Raw genomic sequence first — 24,748 nt, 5'->3', positions numbered from 1 at the left:
CCTGCTGGTCAGAACTCGTAGGTGGCGGGCGCGGACGCATCGCTGTCGGTGGAATGGGAAAGCGCCTCGGCCTGTGCCGCCACGGTGACGAGGTCGAACAACTGGCCCACCCGCAGGGCTCCGGGCCACTGTTCGTCGAGACGCCGCTGCAGTTCCACGACGCGGTGGGAATTGCCACCGACGTCGAAGAATCCGTCTTCGGGGCCGAAGTCGTCGTGCCCGAGCACGGCCGCCCAGTGTTCGGCCACCGAACGTTGCAGCGTCGTCCAGCGTGGCCGCGCCGCCGGCTCCGCCTCGGACACGAGTGCGCGCAGCGCGTTCTCGTCCACCTCGCCGCCCGTCGTTCGCGGGACGGCCCCGAGTGCGACGAACCGGGTGGGCACCGAGCGGGCGTCGAGTCGTCCGGCGCTGAACTCCCGCAGGTCGTCCGCCATCGGCAGCACCGCCGCCGCGGCGGCAGGCACCCAGAAGGCGGTGACGCCGGCCGCGGTCGTGAGGACCACCGCCTCACGGACCGCCGGATGACTCTCCACGACGTCGGCGACCGACCGTGCCGGGGATCCGGCGGCGTCGACCGTCAGCAGTCGTCCGGACCGGTTCCACCGGGCGAGCGCGCCCGTCCGGACCATCCGGGAGCCCGGAGTACCGTACGGGTTCGCCACGAACGTGGTGGCCGCCGCTCGCGCCGACGTGTGGTGCTCCCGCGTGTCGGAGACATACACCGCGCCGGTCACGCCCTCGGGGGTGAGCTGCAGCCGGGGGTCGAGCACGAACGTCCCGGCCGCCGCGCTCCATTCGCGAATCCTGGTGTGCTCGTACGGGGTCAGCAGGTCGACGTCGCCGACGGGGAAACTCGGATCCGCGACGAACGCGGCGAGGATCCGGGTGAACCGCTCGGCGAGGGCCTGCACGGTTGCCTCGTCGAAAATGTCGGCGGTGTAGGTGAATCCGGCCGTCAGCCCTTCCGGTGTTCCGCAGTCGTCGTACCGCTCCCGCACCGTCAGGTGCAGGTCGAACAGGGAGACCTCGACGTCGGGTTCGAGGACCTGGGCTTCGAGGTGCGGGAGGGCGAGATCGGGGTGCTCGGTGTTCCGGAATTCGAGCAACACCTGGAACAGCGGTGAATGAGACTGGGAGCGGGGCGGGTTCAGCGCCTCCACCACCCGCTCGAACGGGACGTCGGCGTGGGCGTAGGCCGCGAGGTCGGTGTCGCGGACCCGTGCGAGCAGATCGTCGAACGTCCCCGACACGTGGGTCCGCAGCACGAGCGTGTTGACGAACATGCCCACCACGTCGTCGAGGACGGCCTCGCCGCGACCGGCGACCGGCGAACCGATCACCACGTCGCCGGAACCACCCGAGCGGGACAGCAACACGGCGAGGGCCGTGTGCACGATCATGAACACGGTGCACCGCCGGGTCCGAGCCAACGCAACCGCCTCGCGGTGCAGATCGGCGCCGATCGTGAACGTCACCCGGTCGCCGGCGGCCGATCGGCGGGGCGGGCGGTCACGGTCCGTGGGCAACTCGGTCACGGCCGGCGCATCGGCGAGGGTGGACCGCCAGTAGTCGAGTTGCCGGGAGAGCAGGGAGTGCGGGTCGTCCTGCGAGCCGAGGAGTTCCCGCTGCCACACGGTGTAGTCGGGGTACTGCACCGGCAACGGCTCCCATCCCGGCGCGCAACCCTCGGACCGCGCGGTGTAGGCGGTCAGCACGTCGCGGGCGAGCGGGACCATCGAGAACCCGTCGGCCGCGATGTGGTGCACCACGACGACGAGGACGTGCTCCCGGTCGCCGAGAGCGAACAGCCGGGCCCGCATCGGCACTGCGGCGGCGACGTCGAACCCCGCGGACACGAGTTCCGAGATCTGGCCGGGTACGGGATCTTCGGACGTCGACACGGTGAGTTGCGCGACGTGCCCCGCGCCGACGATCACCTGGGTAGGTCCGGTGTCGCCGTACGGGTACCGGGTGCGCAGCGATTCGTGCCGCTCCACGACGTCGGCGAGGGCGGCGGTCAGCGCGTCGACGTCGAGGTCGCCCGCCAGGCGGACGATCATCGCGACGTTGTACGCGGGCGAGGACGGGTCGAACTGGTTGAGGAGCCACATCCGGTGCTGCGCCCACGACAGCGGCACCGGGTCGGGGCGCCGGGGCACCGCCACCGCAGGCCGGGCCTCCCCGCCCGCGGTCTCGCGGGCGATCCGCGCCGCGAGCGCCCGCACGGTCGGGGCCTCGAACACGTCCCGCACACCGACGTCGGCACCGAGCGCCGAGTTGATGCGCGCGACCACCTGCGTCGCGGTCAGCGAGTTACCCCCGGATGCGAAGAAGTCGTCGTCGGCTCCGACGACACCGGTCCCGAGGACCTCGGCGAACACATCGGCCACGGCGGACTCGAACGGGGTGCCGGGCGCACGGAAGATGCGGGGGGCGAATTCGGGCTCGGGCAGGGCGTGCCGGTCGACCTTGCCGTTGGCGCCGAGCGGAAGCCGGTCGAGGACGGTCACCGAGGCCGGCACCATGAACGGCGCGAGCACCGATCCGGCGAACTGCAGCACCTCCGTCGTGTCGAGATCCGCGCCGTCCTCCGCCGTGACGTATCCGGCGAGAACCGCCTCGGCGGCGGGTGTGCGGCGCACCACGACCACCGCCTGCGCGACACCGGGGCAGCGAGTAAGCGCCGCCTCCACTTCCCCGGGCTCCACCCGCTGGCCGCGCAGCTTGACCTGGAAATCGTTGCGGCCCAGATATTCCAGCCGACCGTCCTTCGTCCACCGCATGAGGTCCCCGGTGCGGTACATCCGCGAGCCGGGGTGGTCGAACGGGTTCGCCACGAACGCGGCGGCGGTCGCTCCGGCCCGCCGGTGGTAGCCGCGTGCCAGACCGTCACCCAGCACGTACAGCTCACCCACCACGCCGACGGGCACCGGCCGCAACCACTCGTCGAGGACGAGTTCACGGACACCGCGCATCGGGTGGCCGATCCGCACGGGGTCGCCGGGGGCCATCGGGTCGCCGATATTCGACATCACCGTCGTCTCCGTCGGGCCGTAGCCGACGAGCAGGGTGCGCCCGGACGCCCAGCGGGCCAGCAACTCCGGCGGGCAGCGTTCGCCGCCGACGACGAGGGCGCGCAGCAGCCGCAGACCGCGTGGGTCGATCGTGGCGAGAACCGCCGGGGTGGCGAAGGCGTGCGTGATCCGTTCTGCCGCGAGCAGTTCCGTCAGCGCCGCGCCGCCGTACACGTGGGGCGCCGCGATCACCAGCCGCGCGCCCGCACCGAACGCCATCAGGTATTCGAGCATCGTCGCGTCGAACCCGGGCGACGCGAGATTCAGGACACGGGACGCGTTCGTCGTCGAATACCGGGTGCGCTGATCGATCGTGAAGTTCTGCAACCCCGCATGGGGAATCACGACGCCCTTCGGTGCGCCCGTCGACCCGGACGTGTACATCAGATACGCGGGGTGTTCCGGTCGCAGCGGCACGACCCGGTCGTCGTCGGCGATCGACCGGGACTCCCACCTCCGCGTCGGACCCGGGTAGTCGAGGAGCAGCCATTCCACGCCGTCCGGCATCCGGTCGCGCTGTTCGGCGACGGTGAGGCCCACCACGGCCCCGCAGTCGGCGAGGATGTCGGTGATCCTCGCGGACGGCAGGCTCGGATCCACCGGCACGAACGACGCACCCGATTTCGCCACCGCCCACACCGCCACCACCAGTTCCACGGATCGGACGAGCCCGATCGCCACGTGGTCCTCGGGCCCGATTCCCCGGCGGATCAGCACCCACGCCAGGCGGTTCGACCAGTCGTCGAGTTCGCGGTACGACATCACCGCGTTGCCGTAGGACAGCGCGACGGCGTGCGGGTCGCGGGCGGCCGCGGCGGAGAGGATCTCCGGCAGCAGCCGGGTAGCGCCGGTGGGCCGCCCGCGGACCGGAACGAGCGCCTCGCGTTCGCCGGCGGACAGCAGATCGAACCGGGCCAGCGGAACGTCCGGGTCGGCGACCACCGTGTCGAGGAGCCGCACGTAGCGTTCGGCGAACTTCCGGACGGTCGCGGCGTCGAAGATGTCGGTGGCATAGGTGAATCCGGCACTGATCCCGGCGGGCGCCCCGTCCTCCCCGAACCGCTCGGCCAGGGTCAGCTGCAGGTCGAACGTGGAGACGGAGACACCGAGGTCGATCTCGTCCACGTCCAGTTCCGGCAGGCTCGGGGTGGGCCGCTCGACGTCCTGGAATTCGAACAGCACCTGGAACAGCGGCGCGTGGGCGGTGGTGCGCGGCAGCGCGAGCGCCTCCACGACCCGCTCGAACGGCACCTCCGCGTGCGCGAACGCCTCCAGGTCGCGGTCCCGCACGGCGGCGAGGACGGCGGCGAACGAGTCGGCACCGTGGACCGGGGTGCGCAGCGCCAGCGTGTTGACGAACATCCCGACCACGTCGTCGAGGACGGCCTCGCCGCGCCCCGCCACCGCGGATCCGATCATCACGTCGGCGGTGCTCCCCAGGCGGGACACCAGGACCGCGAACACCGCGTGGGTCACCATGAACACCGTCGCATCGTGTTCCCGCGCCAGGGCGACCACCTTCCGGTGCAGGCGGTCCCCGATGTCGAACGACTCCCGCGCACCGGCGAGCGTCCGGTGTTCCGGACGGGGGCGATCCATCGGCAGGTCCGTCACGATCGGCGCGTCGGCGAGCGCGGAACGCCAGTACCCGAGTTGGCGGGACATCAGCGAGCCCGGATCGTCCTCCGCTCCGAGCAGCGTCCGCTGCCAGACGCTGTAGTCGGAGTACTGCACCGGGAGCGGCACCCAGTCCGGTCCATGTCCCCGCACCCGCGCGGTGTACGCGGATGTCACGTCCCGGGCGAGCGGTCCCAGCGACAACGCGTCCGCCGCAATGTGGTGGACCACCAGGGCCAGGGCGTGATCACGCGCGTCGAGCTCGAACAGGTGCGCCCGCAACGGAACCTGCGCGGTCACCTCGAAACCCGCGGACAGTGCCGCGGCGAGCCGGTCCCGGAGTTCGCTCTCCCCCGACACCGGGACCGCGCGAAGGCGGCGCACTGCGTCCGCCGCCGGAATCACGGACTGCACGGGCGTGTCGCCGCGCATCGGGAAGATCGTCCGCAGCGCCTCGTGCCGTTCCACGACGTCCGTCAGCGCCGCATGCAGTGCGTCGACGTCGAGGGGGCCGCGCAACCGGAAGGCCGCCGCGATGTTGTAGGCGGGCGACGTCGTGTCGAACTGGTCGAGGAACCACATCCGTGTCTGCGCCAGCGACACCGGGGCCGCCGTGGACCGGTCTCTGGCGACCAGCGGCGGCCTGCTCGCCGAGTCCGCCCGGGCCACACGGGCGGCGAGCGAGCGCACCGTCCGCGCCTCGAAGACGTCGCGCACTCCCACGGCCGCACCGAGCACAGCCTGGATCCGCGCCACGACCTTCGCCGCGACCAGCGAGTTGCCGCCGAGCGCGAAGAAGTCGTCGTCGACACCGACCGCGGGCACGCCGAGCAGCGCGGCGAACACGACCGCGATCGACTCCTCGGCAGGCGTTCCCGGCGCCACGAATTCGGCACCCGAATCGATGGCGGGCAACGGAAGTGCCGCCCGGTCCAGTTTCCCGTTGACGGTGAGCGGCAGGCGCTCGAGGACCGTCACCGACGCCGGGACCATGTACGACGGCAGCGCGGTTGCCGCGAATTCCAGCACCGCCGCCGGGTCGACGACCGCACCCGCCTCGGGCACCACGTACGCGGCCGGCGCGGGGCCGGTCACCGGATCCTCGTGCAGCGTCACCACGGCCTGCGCGACACCGTCGCACCGGCCGAGCACCCACTCGATTTCGCCGAGTTCCACCCGGAATCCGCGGATCTCGACCTGGAGGTCGTCGCGCCCGAGGTAGTCGAGACTCCCGTCCCGCCGCCACCGCACCACGTCCCCGGTCCGGTACATCCGGGCCCCCGACGCATCCGCGACGAAGCGGGACGCGGTGAGCCCGGCGCGGCCCAGGTAGCCGCGCGCCACCTGTGGTCCCGCCACGTACAGTTCGCCGGCCACACCGACCGGCACCGGATGCAGCCGCGCGTCCAGCACCGACACCCGGAGCCCGGGAATCGCCCGCCCGATCCCGCTCGTCCACGCGGCGGCGGCGAGGGCGCGGCCGAGCGGGAGGTGCGTGACGTGCACCGTCGTCTCGGTGATGCCGTACATGTTCACGAGCACGGGCGCGTCGTCGCCACGGCGCGAGTACCAGCGTTCCAGCTGCCCGAAGTCGAGTGCCTCGCCGCCGAGCACGACGTAGCGCAACGACGTCGGGCCAGCGTCGCCGTCCGCATCGGTGGCCTCGATCAGCTGGGAGAACGCCGTCGGCGTCTGACTCAGCACCGTCACCCGCTCGCGGCGCAGCAGCGCGAGGAACGCGGCGGGTGTCCGGGCGGTGTCGAGGTCGACGACGACGAGGGTGCCGCCGTGCAGCAGCGCGCCCCACAACTCCCACACCGAGAAGTCGAACGCCGGGGAGTGGAACATCGTCCACACGTCGCTGTCGCCGAACCGGAACAGGTCGCGGGTGCCGGTGAAGAGGGAGACCACGTTGCGGTGCGACACCGCAACACCTTTCGGTCGACCCGTCGATCCCGACGTGTAGACGACGTAGGCCAGTGAGTCCGGATCGGCCGGTGCCCGTTCGGTGTCGGTCAGCGGGTCCGCGGATCGCCCGTCGAGTTCGGGGTCCGCCGAATCGAGAAGCAGGACCGGAATGTCCGACACGGGCAGTGCGGCCGCGGTGTCGCGGGTCGCGAGCACGCACACCGGATGGGCGTCGGCGACGACGAGTGCCGAACGCTCACCGGGGTGATCAGCGTCGACAGGCACGTAGGCGGCCCCGGATTTGACGACCGCCAGGAGTGCGACGACGAGCGCTGCGGTCCGCGGCATCGCGACGGCGACCATCGATTCCGGGCCAACCCCCAGCGAGAGGAGGTGCCGGGCAAGACGGTTCGACCGGGCGTCGAGGTCGCCGTAAGTGATTCGCTCACCGCCCGACACGACGGCGGTGGCGCCGGGGTTCCGCGCGGCCCGGTCGGCGAACAGCGCGCCGAGCGTGGTCTCGCCGGCGGCGTCCGCCGGACGGGTCGACCATTCCCGCAGCAGGGCGTGTTCGGCCGGGTCGGCGAGGTCGATGTCGCCGATCACGACGGACGGATCCGCGACGCCCGCGGCGGCGGTCCGCACGAACCGCCGGGCGAGCCCGTCCACGGTGGCGGCGTCGAAGAGGTCCGTCGCGTACGTGAAGCGGGCCGTCGTGCCGGACACCGTGACCCGCAGATCGAGGTCGCCGAGTTCCCCTCCGGAGTCCGAGAATTCGAGCAGCACCTGGAAGAGCGGTGCGTGGGACGCGGACCGCGGCAGGTCGAGGGCCAGGGCGATGGCCTCCACCGGTACGCCGCGGTGGGCGCTCGCCTGCGCGGCGGCGTCCCGGACCGTGTCGACGAACTCGCCGAACCGATCGGAGTCGCGCACCCGGGTCCGCGACACCACCACGTCGGTGTCCGTCCGCGTGCCGACAACGACGTCGCCGGTGCGAGCCGATCGTGCCAGCACCAGTGCCAGCACCGCGTGCGTGACGGTGGCGGCGTCCGTGCGGTGCGCATCGGCGAACGCTGCCAGCGCGCGCCGCAGATCCGGGTCCAGCTCGACGTCGACCGCAGCGCTGCGCCGCGACGGCCGGGCGGGGCGCGGACGGTCGGTGGGCAGATCCAGCAGCGGCGGCGCACCGGCGAGGGTGCGCGTCCAGAAGTCGAGCCGGGCAGTCTCCTCGTGGACGGTGCCGACGGGGGCGTCCGGGCCTGCCGCGAGGAAGTCGCCGAGCAGTTCCACGAACCGCCGGTGATGGGCACCGACCTCGCCGGCGTCGTACCGGTGGGGGTTGGCCAGGAAATGGACGACGGTCCGGACCGGGGAGCCGCTCTGGTACACGTTGACGAGCAGGTCCTCGACCGGTCCGGACGTGACGATGTGGTACTCGCCGACCAATGGCCCGAGGGCGAGTTCCTGATGGAAGAGCATCACATTGACCATCGGTCCCGACAGCGACTCCGCGGCAGCGGCGCCCGCGTCGCGCCGGATGTCGCCGAGCCCGAACCTCTGGTGCCGCAGCGCACCCATCAGGTCCAGTTGCACCCGCTCGACCAGTTGTCCCACGGTGTCGTCGGGGCGGATCCGCACGGGAAAAGGCACGACACCCGCGACCATTCCGCCGGACCGCCGCAGGATCGCGGTGGTGCGCGCCGATACCGGGATCTTCACGAGCACGTCCCGGCGTCCCGTCATCCTCGACAGGTAGCAGGCGAACGCGGCGATGATCGCGGCGGTTCCGCGGGTGCCCGCTTCGCCGAGCGCGCGCTCCGCCGCGTCCGGGAGGGGCCCGGCGGCGTCGGTGCTCGTGGCGACCGCGGGTCCCGGCCGCCGCGCCAGGGTCGATCCGGGTCCGAGACCGTCGATCCGATCAGCCCAGTACTGCCGGTCCGCGGCGAAGCGGTTCGACGACCGGTACTGCTGGTCGGCGTCGTACAGATGGCGGGGGTCCGCGGCCTCGCCGGGTGCCGGCTGTCTGCCGAGCACGTCCGCGGAGTACCGGGCCGCGATGCGGTTGAGCATCGTCATCGCACCGTAGCCGTCCAGCGCGACGTGGTGAATCTTGCTGTACCACAAGTAGTGCTCGTGACCGACCCGGAGGATCGACGATGCGACGAGCCGGTCGCGGGCCGGATCGAGCGGGGTCTCGCAGTCGGCGCGCATCCACCGGCGGGCGGCGTCCACCGGTTCGGCGTCGCCCCGGAAGTCCACGAACCCGATCGAGCGGTCCGCGGCGGGGTCGACCATCTGGAACGGCTGACCGTCCCGGTCGATCAACCGGAGGAACGGCGATCCGAATTCGTCCGCGGTCGCGACGGTGGCCGCCCGCAGGACGTCGACGTTCAGGTCGCCGTGGACCTCGACGTACTGGGCGATGCACAGCGGCACGTCGGGGGCCAGTTGCTGCGCCAGCCACGCCTCGTATTGCGCGGAGGACAGCGGGAACGGTGTGTGCTCAGGCAACGCCACCACCTCCGCCGGGGAGCAATCGGCGCAACGCCGCCTCGTCCACCTTGCTGCTCGGGGCGAGCGGGAGCGCACCGAGCGCGAGGAAGCGGTCGGGCACGGCCTGCGCGACGAGTCGCTCGGCGCAGTGCGCGATCAACTCGCGGGGGGTGGGCAGCACGGTCGCCGTGGCCGCGGGCACCCAGAACGCGGTCAGTGCGGTCTCCCCGTGTTCGTCGGCGGTCGCGAGGACCACGGCCTGGTGGATCGCGGGATGACTCTCCAGCGCGGCCTCCACCGCGTGCCTCTCGACGCGGGCGCCCCGCACCTTCACCTGCCCGTCGAACCGGCCGCAGAATTCGATGTCGCCGTGCGGGTCCACGCGCGCGAGGTCGCCCGTGTGATACATCCGGGCGCCCGGCCGCTCGGCGAAGGGGTCGGCGACGAACCGGGCCGCGGTGGCGGCCGGGCGAGACGCGTAGCCCTCGGAGATCTGGGGACCGCCGACGTACAGGTCCCCGACCGCCCCGTACGGCACTTCGACCAGTTTCGCGTCGAGGACGTACGCCGTGCTCGCCCCCAGCGGTCTGCCGATCGGCGCGATCGAGGCGGGAACGTCGCGCACCGGATGGGCGAGGCAGCTGACGGTCGTCTCGGTCGGACCGTACTCGTTGCTCAGCGGAACCCCGGGCAGCACCGCCCGGTGCTGGGCGACGAGCACACCCGGAAGCGCCTCTCCCGCAAGCGTCACCAACCGCAGGCGTTCGCGCAGCGGGGCTAGGTGCGACAGCAGCAGCCGGTAGAACGACGGGGTCGCCACCAGGTGGGTGGCCCGCCACGTCCGGGCGAGCGCGGCGACCGCCTCGGCGTCCATCAGTTCGTGCGCGGCCGGGAGCACGCTGGTGCCGCCGGTGCACAGCGCCCAGAGGGTCTTCAGCAGGGAGCCGTCCCACGTGAGGCGGAACGCGGAGAACGTGACCAGGTCGTCCTCGTCGTAGTCGTAGTTGCGGCCGTCGACCATGCTCGCGAGGTTGGCGCGGCTCGCGACGACGGCCTTGGGTATGCCGGTGGATCCGGACGTGGTGATCACGTAGGCGGGGGTGGCGGCGGGCACGTCCCCGGGAAGTTCGGCCGCCGGTTCGGCTTCGGGCTCGGGGCCTGCGTCCCGGTCGTGGAGTGCCGGAACACGTCCGCCCGCGCTGCGGGCCAGTGCCCGGACCGTCTCTGGTGACGTCTCCGGATCCGCGGACCCGAAGACGATGGCACCGCAGTCGATGTCGCCGAGGAGTGCGCGGAGTTGCCCCACCGGATGTCCGGGCTCGATCACGCACCACGCCGCGCCCAGCCGTAGCGCCGCGATCATCCCGACGACCGTCTCGACGCTCTGCCGCTGGTGGATCAGCACCACCTGGCCCGGTCGCACGCCGAGGGCCGCGAGCCGGCGCGCCAATGTCTCGCTCGCCGAGTCGAGTTCACGGTACGTCAGTGACCGGTCGCCCACCACGATCGCGACCCGGCCGGGAACCCGCCTGCACTGGCGGAGGATCCCGGACGTCACGCCGCCGCTCGAGACCACGTCCGTCATGGCGTCACGTCTCCCGAGAGGACCGTGACGTGATCGGCGTTCGGTGCCGCCGCACTGCGGACGTCGTTGCACCGCAGCAGCATCCGCTCGGAATCCGAGTCGACGACGTCGAACCCGGCGAACCGCAACGTCACCAGCATGACCCGGTTGACGTCGGTCGGCACGAACTCGGCGAGCGGTCGCCTGCCGCGTGCGCGGGCCCGCTCCACGACGTGCCGGATCAGCGCCGTCCCGACGCCACGCGACATCACCCGGCACGACATCAGCAGCAGTTGCAGGACGGAATTTTCGCCGCGGATCTCCGAGACCGCGAGACCGATCGTGCCGTACCCGCCGAACCGGTCTGCGAGCGACGCGACGAGCACCTCGTGATCGTCGGAGGCGCAGAGCCGACGCAGTTCGTCGATACCGAAAGTGCGTCCCGTCGTGTTGAGTTGATGGGACCGCACGGTCAGTTCGTGGGCGCGCTCGAGGTCGTCCTCGTCGGCTCGGCGGACCGTCATGACCAGGTCGAGCGAGGCCAGGAACTCGGTGTTCGAACCGTGGAACTCCTGTTCGCTCTCCTGCCGGATCCGTTCGGCGCGGTACAGCGCCCGCCGCTGCCTCGCCTCCGCGGTGACGGCAGGCGGAGTCAACTCGGGAAGGTCGGGGAACGACGCGATCTGCTCGGCGGGATAGCACCGCACGGGGGGTAGCGCCTCGGACACCTCGGCGCGCTCGACGGGATCGTTGTCGACGAAGGCGATGGTGTCGAGACCCAGGTTCAGGGTCTCCGCGATGCGGCGCACTGCCTCCGACTTCGGGCCCCACCCCACGTCGATGGCGCAGAACAGTTCCTCGATACCGTGCATCCGCAGGTGCGCGGCGGCGGGCTCGAATTCGCCGCGGCTCGCGACGGCGTGCAGGATTCCGCGCCGGTCCAGCACGTCCAGGGCGCGGAGGGCGTCCGCGGTCGGAACGGGGGCGTCCTGTTCGAGGACGACACCGTCCCAGATGGTGTCGTCGAGATCCCAGACCACGCACTTGACCGTCGGCACCATCGCGATCACGCCCCGCGCCCGGGCCGGTCCGGCAGGCGCCGGAGCAGCGCACTGCTCCACGCCGCGACCGGGCTGCTGTTCATGATCACGCAGTAGTCGCCGGGCGCCTGCGCGGACGCCACGCGGTCGAGGTTCGCCACCACGTCGACGGAACCGAGGTGGCCGTACCGGGCGAGGTTGTCGCGGCAGACGGGATCGATCGCGACGTCGAGCGCCTCCTGCCAGAATGCGAACGCACCGAGCGACAGGTTCTGCATGAGGAACACGCCGATCCCGTCCTGCTGCAGCCCGTTCCGGGCCAGCAGCTCCGCGTTGATCTCCGTGAACCGCTTCCGGCTCTCGACCGCCAGGCGAAACGAGTATGTGGGTTCGTCGGCGCATTCCTCGACCCATTCGGCTTCGCGGACGTCGCGGTAGTCGATGTGGAACAGGTCGGCGTATTTTCCGTCGCTGCGGATCATCTGGTCGACGAGTTCGTACCGCCCCGTCCCCGACGTCGTCAGCAGGACCGCGGCGGCGCCGTCACCGAGCAGCGTCATCGGCGACCGGTACCGCGATCGGGTGGGTGTCTTCGCCGCCGCGACGACGAGCACGTTCTGGCAGCGGGGGTCGCCGCGGAGCATCGCCGACGCGAGCGTGAACGCCGCCGACACGGACACGCACCCGAGGTCCCCCACCCCGGTCGTGAACGCCTGGGTCGCGCCGAGGCGGTGCTGCAACCGCGTCGCCTCGGACGCGAGCAGATACTGCGGAACCCGGCCCTGCACGAGCAGCAGCGCGTCGAGTTGGGTGGCGTCGAGGCCGGACGTGCGGAGCGCCTCCTCCGCCGCGGCCTGCGCCAGATCCACCTCGGACAGCCCGATTCCGATCCGCACCGTGTCGATGCCCAGTGCCAGCGCGTGCTCGCGCTGCGCGATCGGCAGTTCGTCGAGTTCCGGCAGTCCCGCCACGGTCACCTCGTCGTCGGGGAACCAGAGCGCGACGGACTCGATCGTGACCGGCGGGTCTGCCGTCATCGCACACCTCCCCCGAGCACGTAGTCACCGATCTGGAGTTCGGCGACCTCCGTCGAGCCCTCGATGATCTGCATGACCTTCGCGTCGCGGAAGAAGCGACCCACCCTGCTGCCCGGGGCACACCCGGCGGCCCCGAGCACCTGGACCGCCTGCTGGCTCACCGATGCGGCGACGCGGGCGGCGGCGTACTTCGCGGCGATCGTCGTGAACAGCGCGCTCGGCTCGTGCGCATCGCGTTGTTCGGCGGCCCGCTCGCACAGCGCGCGGGCGCCGGCCGCGTCGACCCAGCTGCGCCCGAGGATCGCGCGGACCGAGTCGTGCTCGGACAACACGGCGCTGCCCTGCACCCGGGTGGACGCGTGCGCGACGGCGTCGGCGAGGCACCCGCGCGCCATCCCGGCGCACCCCCACGCAACCGTGTACCGGCCGTGGTCGAGGGCCGTTCCGGCGACGTGGGACAGTCCGAATCCCGGCGGCGCGATCAGGTGATCGGCGGGAACGACGACGCCGTCCAGCGCGATGTGCGCGATCCGGGCGCCGCGCATGCCCAGCTGACCGTGAACCGGTTCGACGGTCACCCCCGGCGCGTCCGTCTCGACCAGCGCGGTGGTCAGCCCGGCCGGTGACCGGCCGAGGACGAGCAGTACGTCCGCCACCTCGCCGAACGTGACCCACAGTTTCCGTCCGGTGATCCGGTGGTCCGTGCCGTGCTCCTCGAAACTGGTAGCCACAGAGGAGAGGTCGCTGCCGGCCCCGGTTTCGGTGGCGGCGAATCCGGCGAGGAGCTCGCCGGTCGTCAGGGCGGGCAGCCACCGTGCCCGCTGTTCGGCGGTGCCCCACCGATCGACGGCGGCGTTCACCATCCCCTGCACGGTCAGCAGCGACCGCAGCGACGTGCAGACCGCCCCCAGTCTTTCTGCGACCGAGCCGAGTTCGGCGGCGTTCAGGCCCAGCCCCTTGCAGTCCGTCGTCCGGTCCAGCCCGAGAACACCCGCCTTCGCGGCGGCCTCGATGACGTCGCCCGGCAGCCCGGTCTCGTCCCAGCGGCCGGCGTCGGTCTCGGCGGAGGCGACCAGTGTGTCGATTCCGATCACGGCGACGCCCCGTCCGTCGCACGAAGCTGCTCGCCCCGCTTCCTCCGTATGAACCCCGCAACCCGGGCCGCGGTGCGGAAGTTGTCGAGGTCGAGATCCTCCACCTCGACCACGACGTCGTGGGAGCCTTCGATGTACGTGACGATCTCCAGTGCCCGCAACGAACTCACCAGTCCCAGGGTGAAGTAGTCGTCGTCGGGACCGAGTTCCGTCGACGTGATCGAGCTCAGGTACTGCCGTAGCTGCTCGACCAGCTCGTCATGGGACTCGGGCACAGGTGCATTTGCTGTGTCCATGGGCCAGGGATTCCCAATTGGACCAGCGTTCAATCATCGTGCTCTCAGGCGGCGAGCAGCCCCGGCAGTCCCCACTCGGCCGCGAGCAGTTCGTAGGAGCGCAACCGGTCGGTGTGATCGTGGGTGACGCTGGTGATCACCAGTTCGTCGGCGTCGGTGAGTCTTCGCAGACTGTCGAGTTTGTCCGCAACGGTGGCCGGGGCCCCCACGAACTGGGTGATCAGCCGGTCCTCGACGAGCGCGCGTTCCGTGTCGCCCAGCGGGGCGGTGTGCGCGGGGTCGGGGTACGGGATCGCGCCGTGCCCACTACGGATGCTGTGCGTCCAGTGCCCGAACGTCGACGCCAGTTCCTGCGCGGTCGCGTCGTCCTCCGCCACGACCGTGTCGGCGGAGACGACGACGTACGGCTTCGGCAGGCTCGGCGACGGGCGGAACGCGGCGCGGTAGGCCTCGACCGCTTCGATGGTCGTCGACGGGCTCACGTGATAGTTCGCGCCGAACGGCAGCCCCAGCCGGCCTGCCAGTTCGGCGCTCGGACCGGCGCTGCTGCCGAACACCCACACCTCGACGTCCGCGCCCTCACCGGGACTCGCGTGGAGCTCGATCCCGTCCGGGGTGCGGTACGTGCCGCCGAGCAGTGCCAGGATGTCGTCGACCTGCTGGTCGAATGCGGGCGACAATGCGCCGGGCTGCTGCAGTACCGACTGCGCCGCCGACAGCCGCGGGGACAGCAGGAGCCCGGACGGGTCGAACGGCGCCGGGATCACCACGCCGTCGCGGATCTCGGTCTCCCGCCGGGCCGGGGCCGGCTGGTTGTTGCGTTCGGCAACCGCTTTCAACGCCTCGGCCCGCCGCTGACCCGACCGTCCGAGCCCGAGGTCCAGGCGACCCGGGTACAGCGCGTCGACGGTGCCGAACGACTCGACGACGGCGGCCGCGGTGGTGTGTCCCAACTGCACCGCGGCGGCGCCGATCCGCAGCGTGCTGGTCGCCGCGGCCAGGATCCCGACGAGCACGGCGGGAGAGGAACTGGCGACACCGACGAAGTGATGCTCGGCCACCCAGTACCGCTTGTATCCCCACGCCTCGGCGTGCCGGGCGAGGTCGACGGTGTTCCGCAGCGCCGTGCGGGCGGTGGCGCCCTCGCTGACGGGCGACAGATCGAGAACGGACAACGGAGTGGTCATGAGGGCACTTTCTGGAGAGAGCGGGGATTGACGGCACGATGGCTGCGCGGGGCGCCGAGTCCGAGGTGCTGCCGCAGCGTGGCGGTGGTGTAGTCGGTGCGCAGAACGCCACGGTCCTGCAGAAGCGGCACCACCGTGTCGACGAACGGATCGAGTCCGTCCGGGGTGAGAAGGGAGGGCAGGACGAACCCGTCCGCGGCGTCCTCGCGCACCCACCGGACGATCCGGTCCGCGACGGACGCGGCGGTGCCCGCGAACGTCGCGGTGAACAGGACCTTCACCGCACCGGCAGGCCTGCCGGCGTCGACGGTCCGGCGCGCGAGGTCGGCGTGCAAGGCGCGAGCGGTCTCGAGCGTGCCGAGCGGAGCGATGATCGCATCACCGTGCCGGGCGGCGAGATCCCGGGCTTCCGGCCCGTCGCCGGACACGATCACCACCGGTTGCGCCTGCGGGCTGCGGGGGACGGTGAAGCGTCCGCCGATGTCGAAGTGCCTGCCCCGGTGATAGAACGCGCCCGCGGTGGGATCCGAGACGAACCGTCCCGCGCCGCGGTCGACGGTCACGACGCCCTCGGCCCAGGAATCCCACAGGGTGCGGGCGGTGTCGACGAACTCGGCGGCCCACCCGTCGGCAGGGGCCGCGGTGTTCCACGCCGCCCGGCCGCCGGACAGGTGATCGAGCGAGGCGAACCGGCGGGCCACGTCGAACGGTTCGGCGGAGGTCGTGTCCAGCGTCGCCGCGAGCCCCACCGCGTCGGTGTATCCGGCCAGCGCGTTCGCGGCGGTGACGCCGTCGATGAGGAAGAAGTCGAACCGTCCCCGCTCGGCGGTGCGGGCGGCGTCCGCGAGGACGGCGAAATCCGTCCGGCCCGCGGGCGCCGCCGCCCCGAGCACGACCTGCTTGTCGGTCATGCCTACCGCGGGTTCTTCTCGCCGGCCTCGACCGCGAGCGTCAGCCGGTTCTCGGCGGGCGCGACCGGGCAGGTGGCGTAGTCGGTGAACGCGCACGGCAGGTTGGACGCCCGGTTGAAGTCGAGGATCACCCGGCCGCCCGCGGCGGGGGCGTCGACGGCCAGCGACCGTGCCGCGGGGTACGTGCTGACCCCGCTGGTGGCATCGGTGAACAGCACCTGCAGCCCACCGTCCTTGCCCGCGAACGCCACGAGTTCGTGTGCGGTGCCGTCGTACTCGAAGGCCAGGGACCCCAGTGCCGTGTGGTGGTGCTCGAGCCCTTCGACGACGGCACCCGTCGTCACGACGCGGGACTGCGGGAACGCGGTGAACGTTGCCGGCACCGCCCACTGAGCCGCCGGGAGGAACGCCGGGATGCCGGTGAACGCGGCGAGGGTGGCGGCCTCGGGGTCGTGGATCCGCAGGGCGACGTCGCCGGTCCGGCGGATCACCTCGATCGTGCGGTTTCCGTGGCGCACGAGCAGACCGGGGGCGCCTTCCTGCGGTGCGAGGGTCGCCGTGCCGTCGACCGCCTCGCCGTCGATCTCGAGACCGGCGTCGGCCGGGGCCGTGACGATCAGGCCGTCCGCGTCGGCCCGCCATTTTCCGGGCAGGTCGGGGAACGTGGTGTCGGTCTCGACGAGCCAGTGCAGCGCCGTGAGGCTCAGCCAGCCCAGCGGTTCGCGGAAGTAGTCCTCGCGCGCCGAATGCCAGTCCTGCCAGCCCTGCTCGAATGTCGCGTCTTCGGTGACTGCGGTCATGATGCCCGAACTCCTTCTGTCTGATGATGCGGATGGCGCAGTCCGAGATGGCTGCGCAGGGTCGTTCCCGAGTACTCGGAGCGGAAACTGCCGCGGTTCTGCAACTCCGGGACCACCTTCTCGACGAATTCGTCCAGCCCGGCCGGGGTGAGGTGCGGTACCAGGATGAAGCCGTCGCACGCGTCGGCCTGCACGTAGCGGTCGATCTCCTCCGCCACCTGGGTGGGGGTTCCGACGAACTGCTGGCGGGTGGTGACGGCGATGATCAGTTCGCGGATGCTGAGTTTCTCGGCTTCCGCCTTCGCCCGCCACTGGCCCGCGATCTCGCGCGGGTCCTTCGCGTGCCGGACCCGGCCCCGGGTGATGGTGGAGTCTTCTGCCGGTTCGACGTCCGGCAGCGGCCCGTCCGGGTCGTACCCGGAAAGGTCACGCCCCCAAACCTGTTCGAGGAACGCGATCGCGGTCTGCGGTCCGACCTGCTGGTGCCGGATGTGGTCGGCGCGTTCGGCCGCGTCCGCCGCCGAGTCGCCCAGCACGAACGTCGCGGCGGGCAGCACCTTGAGGTCGTCGTGGCCGCGCCCGTACTTCGCGAGCCTGCCCTTGACGTCCGAGTAGAACTTCCGGCCGTCCTCGAGCGATCCGTGGATCGTGAAGATCGCGTCCGCCTGCGCGGCGCCGAATTCGCGGCCCTCGTCGGAATCGCCGGCCTGCAGCAGCACCGGGTGCCCCTGCGCGCTCCGGGGAACGGTGAAGCGCCCCCGGATGTCGAACTGTGCACCGGAGTGCGTGACCTCGCGGATCGACTGGTCCGGGGCGAACACTCCCCGGGCGCGGTCGATCTGCAGTGCGTCCTGATCCCAGCTGTCCCAGAACTTTCGGGCGCCCTGGATCACTTCGCCGGCGCGGACGTAGCGGTCGGCCTTGTCGAGATATCCTCCGCGCCGGAAGTTCTCCCCCGTGAACGCGTCCGACGACGTCACCATGTTCCAGGCGGCCCGGCCGCCGGACAGATGGTCGAGTGAGGCGAATTGCCGTGCCAGTTCGTACGGTTCGTTGAACGTGGTATTGATCGTCCCGGCCAGGCCCAGGTGGGTGGTCGCGCCGGCGAGTGCGCCGAGCACCGTCAACGTGTCGGGGCGGCCCACCACGTCGAGGTCGTGGATCCGGCCCCGGTGCTCGCGCAGGCGCAGGCCCTCCGCGAGGAAGAAGAAGTCGAACAGGCCGCGTTCGGCCGTCTCCGCGAGGTGCACGAACGACGCGAAGTCGACCTGACTCCTCGATTCGGGGTCGCTCCACATGGTGGTGTTGTTGACGCCGGGGAAGTGTGCGGCGAGGTGAATCTGCTTGCGCTGGTTGCTCATGATGTCAGTCCTGTCCGGCGAATCGATTGGCGGGACGGGTGAAGCCGAGTCGTTCCCGGAGCAGTCCGCCGCCCGGGGCCGGGTCGCCCGAGCCCAGCAGGGGCAGGACGTCCCCGGTGATCGCGTCCAGCCCCGACGGCAGCGCCAGCGGCCGGAGCGTGACGCCGTCGACGTCCCCGGTGGCCGCCACATCCGTGATCAGCCGAGCCAGCCCCGGCGCGTCGCCGCGGTAGAGAACCGACGCCGGCTCGTACCGGGCGCCGGACCAGTTCTCGAGTTGCGCGAGATCACGCTCGGCGGCGTCGGCGGTCTCGGCGATCACCACCTCGAGGTCGAGCAGGATCCGCAGCGACGCGGGGTCACGACCTGCCTCGGTCGCAGCACGCCGCACCCGGGCCGCGACGTCGCGCGCCGCGTCCACGGTGGGCGCGGCGATGCGGATCACGTCGGCGCGGGCGGCGGCGACCCGGGTGGAGTACTCGTCCCGCGCAGCGATCACGATCAGCGACTGTCCCTGCGGCGACCGCGGCGTGATCGACGGACCCTTCACGGAGAAGTGGTCTCCCTCGAAATCGATGTAGTGCAGCTTGTCCCGGTCGATGAAACGGCCGGTGGCCACGTCGCGGATCTCGGCGTCGTCCTCCCAGCTGTCCCACAACAGGCCGACGACCTCGATCGCGTCGGCCGCCTCCGCCCACAGGCTCTCGGCGCCCTGTGCATCCTTGCGCCCGAACAGATCCGCCTGGACCTGACCGGAGGACACGTCCACCTGCCACCCGGCGCGGCCGCCCGACGCGTGGTCGAGGCTGGCGATGGCCTTGGACACGTGGAACGGTTCGGTGTGCGTGACGGTCACCGTGGGGACGAGGCCGATGCGCTCGGTGGACGCGACGGCACGGGCGGTGATCGCCACGGCGTCCAGTTGCCCACGCTGATCGGCATGTCCGGTGGTGGCGATCGCGAAGGAATCGCCGACGAACGCGAGGTCCACGCCGGCCGAGTCGGCCTGTCCGATCAGTCCGGTCCAGTAGGCGGCGGTGAAAAGGTCCTCGGCGCGCGAGTCCTGGCGACGCCAGGACTGCGGATGAATCCCGGTGCCGTACAGATCGACGGCGACGAGGGGACGGTGTGGCTCAGGCATGAATCGATTCCTCCAGCTGTGCAGAACGGGGGCGCCCGACGGACCGTCCCGGGATGGCGTCGAGCAGCTGCCGGGTGTAGCCGTGGCGCGGGTTGTCGAATATGTCGGCCGCGGTGCCCGATTCGACGATGCGGCCGGACCGCATCACCGCGACCGTGTCGCTGATCTGCCGGACCACGGCGAGGTCGTGCGAGATGAAGAGGTAACTCAGCCCGAGGTCCTGTTGCAGGTTCTCGAGCAGTCCGAGGATCTGCGCCTGCACCGAGACGTCCAGCGCCGACACCGGTTCGTCCAGGACCACGAGTTCGGGGCGCAGAGCGAGCGCGCGGGCGATGGCGACCCGCTGTCGTTGCCCGCCGGACAGCTCGGCCGGCCGGCGTTCGAGGTAGGTGCGCGGCAACGCGACCTGTTCGAGCAGTTCGGCCACCCGCGTGGCCCGCTCCGCCCTGCTTCCGACCCCGAACGCACCGAGCGGTTCCGCGACGATGTCGGCGATCGCCAGTTTGGGATCGAGGGAGGCGTACGGGTTCTGGTACACGATCTGCACCCGTCGGCGCAGGGCCCGCAGCGCGCCGCCGCGCAGGGCGGTGATGTCCCGGCCGTCGAACTCGACGCGGCCCGCGGTGGGCGACTCCAACCGGATCGCGATCCGGGCCACCGTGGACTTGCCCGACCCGGACTCCCCCACCAGCGACAGGGTGCGCCCGCGGGGAACCTCGAACGACACGTCCCGGACGGCGTCGATGGACGTGCGCCGGTCGATCCGGAACGTCCTGGACACCCCGGACACGCGCAGCAGGACGTCGGGGCCGGCTCCGTTCGCCTCCTCGCCGCGGGTGCGTTCCTGTCCCACCGACAGGCTCGGCGCCGCGGCCAGGAGGGTGCGGGTGTATTCGTGCTGTGGGTTCTCGAGGATCTGACGGGTGGGGCCGGCTTCCACCACCTCGCCCTGGCTCATCACCACGATCCGGTCGGCCCGGTCGGCCGCGACACCCAGATCGTGCGTGATCAGCAGGACCGCGGTGCCGGATTCGGCGATCCGCGCGTCGAGATGATCGAGGATCCGGCGCTGCACGGTGACGTCGAGGGCGCTGGTCGGTTCGTCGGCGATCACGAGTTCGGGGCTGCACGCCAGCGCGATCCCGATCAGGACGCGTTGCCGTTGCCCGCCGGACAGGTCCTGCGGGTACTGCCGCGCCCGCACCTCGGGTTCGTCGATCCCGGCCTCCGCGAGAATGCGTGCCGCCTCGATGCCCGCGGTCCGCCGGTCGGCGAGACCGTGGATCCGGAGCACCTCCGCCACCTGGGCGCCGACCCGCAGGACGGGGTTGAGCGACGTCGTCGGGTCCTGCGGAACGAGGCCGATCCGGGCGCCGCGGACCCGTTCGAGTTCGCGTTCCGACTTGGTGTCGAGACGCTCACCGTCGAACGTGACGGTGCCGGCGACGGCCCGCCCTGATCCGCTGAGCAGTCCGAGGATGGCGTGCGCCGTGGTGGATTTTCCGGAGCCGGACTCGCCGACCACGGCCACCACTTCCCCGCGCGAGACCGTGAGGTCGACGCCCTTCACGGCCACGACGGGTTCGCTCGCGCTCCCGTACGCCACCCGCAGTCCGGAGACCTGCAGAAGCGGAGTGTCGTTGGCGCTCATCGCACTTCCCTCTGTTCCAGTGCATGCCCGAGCCGGTGCGCCGACAGCACGACGGCCACGATCACCAGGCCGGGCAGGGTTGTCATCCACCACGCGGTGGCGAGGTAGTTCCGTCCCTCGGAGATCAACGAACCCCATTCCGGGGTGGGCGGCACAGCGCCGAATCCGAGGAAGCTCAGCGAAGACACCGCGAGGACCGCCATGCCGAACTCGACCGCAGCCAGGGCGACGACGGGCGCGTAGGAGTTCCGCAGCACGTGGCGGCGCAGCACCGTGTGCCAGCGGACACCCGAGGCGAACGCGGCTTCGACGTACAGCGACCTCCGCACCCGCAGCACCTCCGACCGCATCACGCGGGCGAAGTTCGCGATCAGCGACACGCCCACCGCGATCGCGATGTTGACCGTGCCGAATCCCAGTGCGGTCACCAGTGCCAGCGAGAGCAGCAGCGCGGGGATCGACAGGAGGACGTCGACGATCCGCATCAGGACGGCGTCCAGTGTGCCGCCGAGAGCGCCCGACAGCAGTCCGATCAGCGAGCCGGCCACCAGGGCGATGCCCACCGCCAGCAGCGTTGCGGTCAGCGACAATCCGGCTCCGTGCACCACCCGGGTGTAGACGTCGCGGCCGATGTTGTCGGTGCCGAACCAGTGCGCGGCACTCGGCGCCTGCAGTTTCTGCGCGGGCACCCCGACCAGCGGGTCACCGCTGGCGAACACCGACGGCGCCACCGCGAATCCGACCGCTCCGAGGAGCACCGCCGCCGAGGCGACGAGCACGAGGTTGCGACGCCACCACGCCACCACGCGGCGTCCGCGACCGTGCGGACGGGGCACGACTGTCGGAGGCGTTTCGACCGGCGGAGGGCCGAAACCCTCGGCCTCCTCGATCAGTTCTCTGGTGAGGATGTCAGACATGAACCTTCTCCTCCTCCTGCTCGACGGTGTCGCTTTGCTCGGAACTCCGCCTGCCCTCGACGATCCGGGGGTCGATCAGCGGGTAGAGCAGATCGACGGCGAGATTGACGAGGACGTAGACGAGGGAGCTCAGCACCACGATGCCCTGGACCACCGGAATGTCCTGGGCCATCACGGAAGTCTGGGTGAGCCGCCCCACCCCGGCGCGGGAGAACACCGTCTCGACGACGACCGATCCGGCGAGCAGATTGCCCACGAGCACACCGGCGATGGTGAACGCGGGAATACTCGACAGGCGCAGCGCGTGCCGGGTCTGGATCTGCCAGCGGGACGCCCCCTTCGCCCGCGCGGCCTCGATGAACGGCTGCCGCCACGTGGTCTGCAGACTCGCCGCGAGCACCTGGGCGATCACGGCCCCGGTCGGGAGCGCGAGTGTGACCGCGGGCAGCACCAGCGTCGCGACCCCCTGGTCGCCGAACGCCGGGAACGCCTTCAGCCGGAACGAGAACAGCTGCAGCAGAATCAGGCCCACCCAGAACGTCGGCACCGCGACACCGAGCGGGGGCAGGGAGAACAGCAGGTTCCGCACCCAGTGGACCCGCGTGTAGGTGGCGAGGAACGCGACCCCCGCCCCGAACACGACGGCGAGAATCAGCGCCGTGGACGCCAGCGCGAGTGTGCTGGGCACCGCGTTGCCGATGGCCTCGGTGACCGACTGCCCGGTGGCGATCGAGTACCCGAAGTCACCGCGGACGGCGTGGCTCAGGGAGTTCCAATACTGCACCCACACCGGCTGGTCGAGCCCGTACCGCGCCTGCAGTTCCGCGACGGCGGCCGCGTCGACCGTCGTTCCGGTGGACGCCGAGTCGACGGCGATGCTCACCGGGTCGGACGGCAGGAGGAACAGCACGGCGAACGACACGGTGAACGTCGCCCACAGGACGGCGATCGCCTGCAGCACGCGGAGTCCGAGGTAGCGAATCATGCGTCAGCGTCCGCTGATCCAGGTGTCGAAGAACTGGAGCCGGGCCGAGGCCTCGAACTTCAGGTCCTGCACGTTCGGGCCCGCACCGATCGCCTGCGACAACTCCACCGTGGGGATCCACAGGCCGTTGTCGAGCACCTGCTGCTGGGCGTCGGCGACGAGTGCGCTCCGCGCGGCGGGATCGGTGGTGGCGAGCTGCTTCGCCAGCACGTCGTCGAGCGCGGGAATCGGGCCGCGGCTGTTCAGGTTGCGGCCTTCGAGTCCGAACTGGGTGCGCAGGATGTCGCCGTCGGCGCGGGTGCTGTTGTAGTAGGTGGCGTCGAAATCCTTGGAATTCTGGCGGGCGGTGGCTTCCGGGGTCGACACGAGGTCCAGTTGCAGGTCCACTCCCACCGCTCTGAGCTGCTGCTGCACCAGTTCCAGGATGGCCTGGTTGCCGGCGAACACGGAGCTGAACAGCACGGGGAAGGCGAGCTTCTGACCACCCTTCTCGCGGATGCCGTCGGCGCCGGGCACCCAGCCCGCCTGATCCAGGATCGACTTTGCCTTCTCGGGGTCATACGTGACGTCCGGCAGTGCCACGTAGCCCGGGGTGCGGCTGGCCAGGGTGCTGGTGGCCGGCTTGAAGTTGGGGCCGAGCACGGTGTCGACCAATTCCTGCCGGTTGATCGCCGGGACCAGCGCGCTGCGCACGGCGGGGTCGACGAGCGGTCCGCGGGTCACGTTGGGCTGGAAGCCGAACGGGGTTCCGGGATTCGACGTGGTGAGCACCTGCCCGCCCGCACCTTCGATCTGCGGGGCGTCCTGCGGCAGCGCGTCGCTGATCGCGTCCAGCTGTCCCGAAGACAGGCTGCCGGTGCGGACACCGGATTCGGGGACGACGGTGAACTCGATGGTGTCGAGGTAGGCCTCGCCCTCGTGGCCGAACACGTCGGAGCCCCAGTTGTATCCGGCGCGCTTGGCGAGGGTGACCGACCTGTCCTGCTGGTAGTCGGCGTACGTGAACGGCCCGGTACCCGAGATGTTGCCGGTGCACCGCTCTTCGGCGGACTTCGCGACGGACGCGTCGGACAGGATGCCGAGCTGCGGGGTGGACGACGCCTGGAGGAACTGCGCGTTGGGTGCGGCGAAGTCGACCTGTGCGGTCTGCGGGTCGATCACGGTGGTGCCGGTGTACCCGGTGAGGTAGCTGGCGCCCAGTGCGGCCTTGGCCCCAGTCAGGGTGTTCACGATCGCGTCGAGGTTCTTCTTCACCGACTCCGCAGTGAAAGGTGTTCCGTCACTGAACGTCACCCCCTCCTTCAGGTGGAACGTGAAGGAGGACGCGTCGGCGTCGGTGTCCCAGCTCTCGGCCAGCCACGGCTTCAGTTCGCCCGTCTCCGGGTCCTGGTCGGTGAGCGAGTCCACCACCTGACGGGCCACGTAGATCGTCTGGTTGGTGCCCGACTGCGCGGGGTCGGCGCACGTGGGTGCCTGGGACAGGCCGTAGAGGAGGGTGCCACCGGGCTGCGGCGGGCCCGCGTCCGCGGAGGAACTGCTGGAACCGCCGCCGCACGCGGTGAGCGCCGTGGCCAGCACGGCGGCGGCGCCGATACCTGCGGCGATGCGGCCGCGGTGGGACGAGGACAAAGGCACTGATGGCACCGAGAACTCCGTGATCTCGAAGACGTGC

15 protein-coding genes are annotated in these 24,748 nt (G+C 71.1%); all 15 read right to left on the bottom strand.

Annotated features, from left to right (window positions below; genetic code table 11):
• Window positions 1–8: 8 nt before the first annotated feature.
• Genes JWS13_RS34340 through JWS13_RS34270 form a run of 15 tightly spaced genes read right to left on the bottom strand, consistent with a single transcriptional unit; the run spans window position 9 to window position 24,711 of the window.
• The gene (locus JWS13_RS34340) at window positions 9–9,110 is read right to left on the bottom strand and encodes a non-ribosomal peptide synthetase (RefSeq protein ID WP_241032451.1); all 9,102 of its coding nucleotides are present in this window, start codon (window positions 9,108–9,110) and stop codon (window positions 9–11) included.
• A complete protein-coding gene (locus JWS13_RS34335) occupies window positions 9,103–10,677 on the bottom strand; it encodes an amino acid adenylation domain-containing protein (protein ID WP_206009892.1) in 1,575 nt (524 codons plus the stop codon). The genes JWS13_RS34340 and JWS13_RS34335 overlap by 8 nt, the downstream gene beginning before the upstream one ends.
• A complete protein-coding gene (locus JWS13_RS34330; RefSeq protein ID WP_206011854.1) occupies window positions 10,674–11,726 on the bottom strand; it encodes an HAD-IIIC family phosphatase in 1,053 nt (350 codons plus the stop codon). The genes JWS13_RS34335 and JWS13_RS34330 overlap by 4 nt, the downstream gene beginning before the upstream one ends.
• Window positions 11,723–12,733 (bottom strand): 3-oxoacyl-ACP synthase, encoded by a 1,011-nt coding sequence (locus tag JWS13_RS34325; protein WP_206009891.1) that lies wholly within the window; start codon window positions 12,731–12,733, stop codon window positions 11,723–11,725. Before JWS13_RS34325 ends, JWS13_RS34330 begins: the two co-directional genes overlap by 4 nt.
• The gene (locus JWS13_RS34320; protein WP_206009890.1) at window positions 12,730–13,827 is read right to left on the bottom strand and encodes an acyl-CoA dehydrogenase family protein; all 1,098 of its coding nucleotides are present in this window, start codon (window positions 13,825–13,827) and stop codon (window positions 12,730–12,732) included. Before JWS13_RS34320 ends, JWS13_RS34325 begins: the two co-directional genes overlap by 4 nt.
• Window positions 13,824–14,123 (bottom strand): acyl carrier protein, encoded by a 300-nt coding sequence (locus JWS13_RS34315; RefSeq protein WP_072947118.1) that lies wholly within the window; start codon window positions 14,121–14,123, stop codon window positions 13,824–13,826. The genes JWS13_RS34320 and JWS13_RS34315 overlap by 4 nt, the downstream gene beginning before the upstream one ends.
• Window positions 14,124–14,167: 44 nt before the next feature.
• Window positions 14,168–15,310: an LLM class flavin-dependent oxidoreductase gene (locus JWS13_RS34310; RefSeq protein WP_206009889.1), complete on the bottom strand. Its 1,143-nt coding sequence runs from the start codon at window positions 15,308–15,310 to the stop codon at window positions 14,168–14,170.
• Window positions 15,307–16,221: an LLM class flavin-dependent oxidoreductase gene (locus tag JWS13_RS34305; protein WP_206009888.1), complete on the bottom strand. Its 915-nt coding sequence runs from the start codon at window positions 16,219–16,221 to the stop codon at window positions 15,307–15,309. Before JWS13_RS34305 ends, JWS13_RS34310 begins: the two co-directional genes overlap by 4 nt.
• Before the next feature lie 2 nt (window positions 16,222–16,223).
• A complete protein-coding gene (locus JWS13_RS34300) occupies window positions 16,224–17,021 on the bottom strand; it encodes a DUF1684 domain-containing protein (RefSeq protein ID WP_206009887.1) in 798 nt (265 codons plus the stop codon).
• Window positions 17,018–18,382 carry an NtaA/DmoA family FMN-dependent monooxygenase gene (locus JWS13_RS34295; protein ID WP_206009886.1) on the bottom strand — a complete coding sequence of 455 codons (1,365 nt, stop codon included), beginning with the start codon at window positions 18,380–18,382 and terminating at the stop codon, window positions 17,018–17,020. Before JWS13_RS34295 ends, JWS13_RS34300 begins: the two co-directional genes overlap by 4 nt.
• 4 nt (window positions 18,383–18,386) lie before the next feature.
• The gene (locus JWS13_RS34290) at window positions 18,387–19,523 is read right to left on the bottom strand and encodes an LLM class flavin-dependent oxidoreductase (protein WP_206009885.1); all 1,137 of its coding nucleotides are present in this window, start codon (window positions 19,521–19,523) and stop codon (window positions 18,387–18,389) included.
• Complete coding sequence (locus JWS13_RS34285) at window positions 19,516–21,174, bottom strand: dipeptide ABC transporter ATP-binding protein (protein ID WP_206009884.1); 1,659 nt, start codon at window positions 21,172–21,174, stop codon at window positions 19,516–19,518. The genes JWS13_RS34290 and JWS13_RS34285 overlap by 8 nt, the downstream gene beginning before the upstream one ends.
• Entirely contained in the window at window positions 21,171–22,091 is a 921-nt protein-coding gene (locus tag JWS13_RS34280; RefSeq protein ID WP_206009883.1) for an ABC transporter permease, read from the bottom strand. The genes JWS13_RS34285 and JWS13_RS34280 overlap by 4 nt, the downstream gene beginning before the upstream one ends.
• Window positions 22,084–23,076 (bottom strand): ABC transporter permease, encoded by a 993-nt coding sequence (locus JWS13_RS34275; protein WP_206009882.1) that lies wholly within the window; start codon window positions 23,074–23,076, stop codon window positions 22,084–22,086. Before JWS13_RS34275 ends, JWS13_RS34280 begins: the two co-directional genes overlap by 8 nt.
• Window positions 23,077–23,079: 3 nt before the next feature.
• On the bottom strand, window positions 23,080–24,711 hold the full coding sequence (locus tag JWS13_RS34270; RefSeq protein ID WP_206011853.1) for an ABC transporter substrate-binding protein: 1,632 nt from the start codon (window positions 24,709–24,711) through the stop codon (window positions 23,080–23,082).
• Between the last annotated feature and the right edge of the window lie 37 nt (window positions 24,712–24,748).

Origin of the sequence: Rhodococcus pseudokoreensis, assembly GCF_017068395.1 — a bacterium.
GTDB classification, from domain to species: domain Bacteria; phylum Actinomycetota; class Actinomycetes; order Mycobacteriales; family Mycobacteriaceae; genus Rhodococcus_F; species Rhodococcus_F pseudokoreensis.
This window is presented reverse-complemented; position numbering and strand designations above follow the sequence as displayed.

What these genes read in the sequence shown, in the direction of transcription:
- JWS13_RS34295 (WP_206009886.1), bottom strand. Translation starts at nt 18,382, where the DNA reads ATGAGCAACCAGCGCAAGCAGATTCACCTCGCCGCACACTTCCCCGGC.
- JWS13_RS34290 (WP_206009885.1), bottom strand. Translation starts at nt 19,523, where the DNA reads ATGCCTGAGCCACACCGTCCCCTCGTCGCCGTCGATCTGTACGGCACC.
- JWS13_RS34300 (WP_206009887.1), bottom strand. Translation starts at nt 17,021, where the DNA reads ATGACCGCAGTCACCGAAGACGCGACATTCGAGCAGGGCTGGCAGGAC.
- JWS13_RS34305 (WP_206009888.1), bottom strand. Translation starts at nt 16,221, where the DNA reads ATGACCGACAAGCAGGTCGTGCTCGGGGCGGCGGCGCCCGCGGGCCGG.
- JWS13_RS34285 (WP_206009884.1), bottom strand. Translation starts at nt 21,174, where the DNA reads ATGAGCGCCAACGACACTCCGCTTCTGCAGGTCTCCGGACTGCGGGTG.
- JWS13_RS34275 (WP_206009882.1), bottom strand. Translation starts at nt 23,076, where the DNA reads ATGATTCGCTACCTCGGACTCCGCGTGCTGCAGGCGATCGCCGTCCTG.
- JWS13_RS34310 (WP_206009889.1), bottom strand. Translation starts at nt 15,310, where the DNA reads ATGACCACTCCGTTGTCCGTTCTCGATCTGTCGCCCGTCAGCGAGGGC.
- JWS13_RS34315 (WP_072947118.1), bottom strand. Translation starts at nt 14,123, where the DNA reads ATGGACACAGCAAATGCACCTGTGCCCGAGTCCCATGACGAGCTGGTC.
- JWS13_RS34335 (WP_206009892.1), bottom strand. Translation starts at nt 10,677, where the DNA reads ATGACGGACGTGGTCTCGAGCGGCGGCGTGACGTCCGGGATCCTCCGC.
- JWS13_RS34280 (WP_206009883.1), bottom strand. Translation starts at nt 22,091, where the DNA reads ATGTCTGACATCCTCACCAGAGAACTGATCGAGGAGGCCGAGGGTTTC.
- JWS13_RS34325 (WP_206009891.1), bottom strand. Translation starts at nt 12,733, where the DNA reads ATGACGGCAGACCCGCCGGTCACGATCGAGTCCGTCGCGCTCTGGTTC.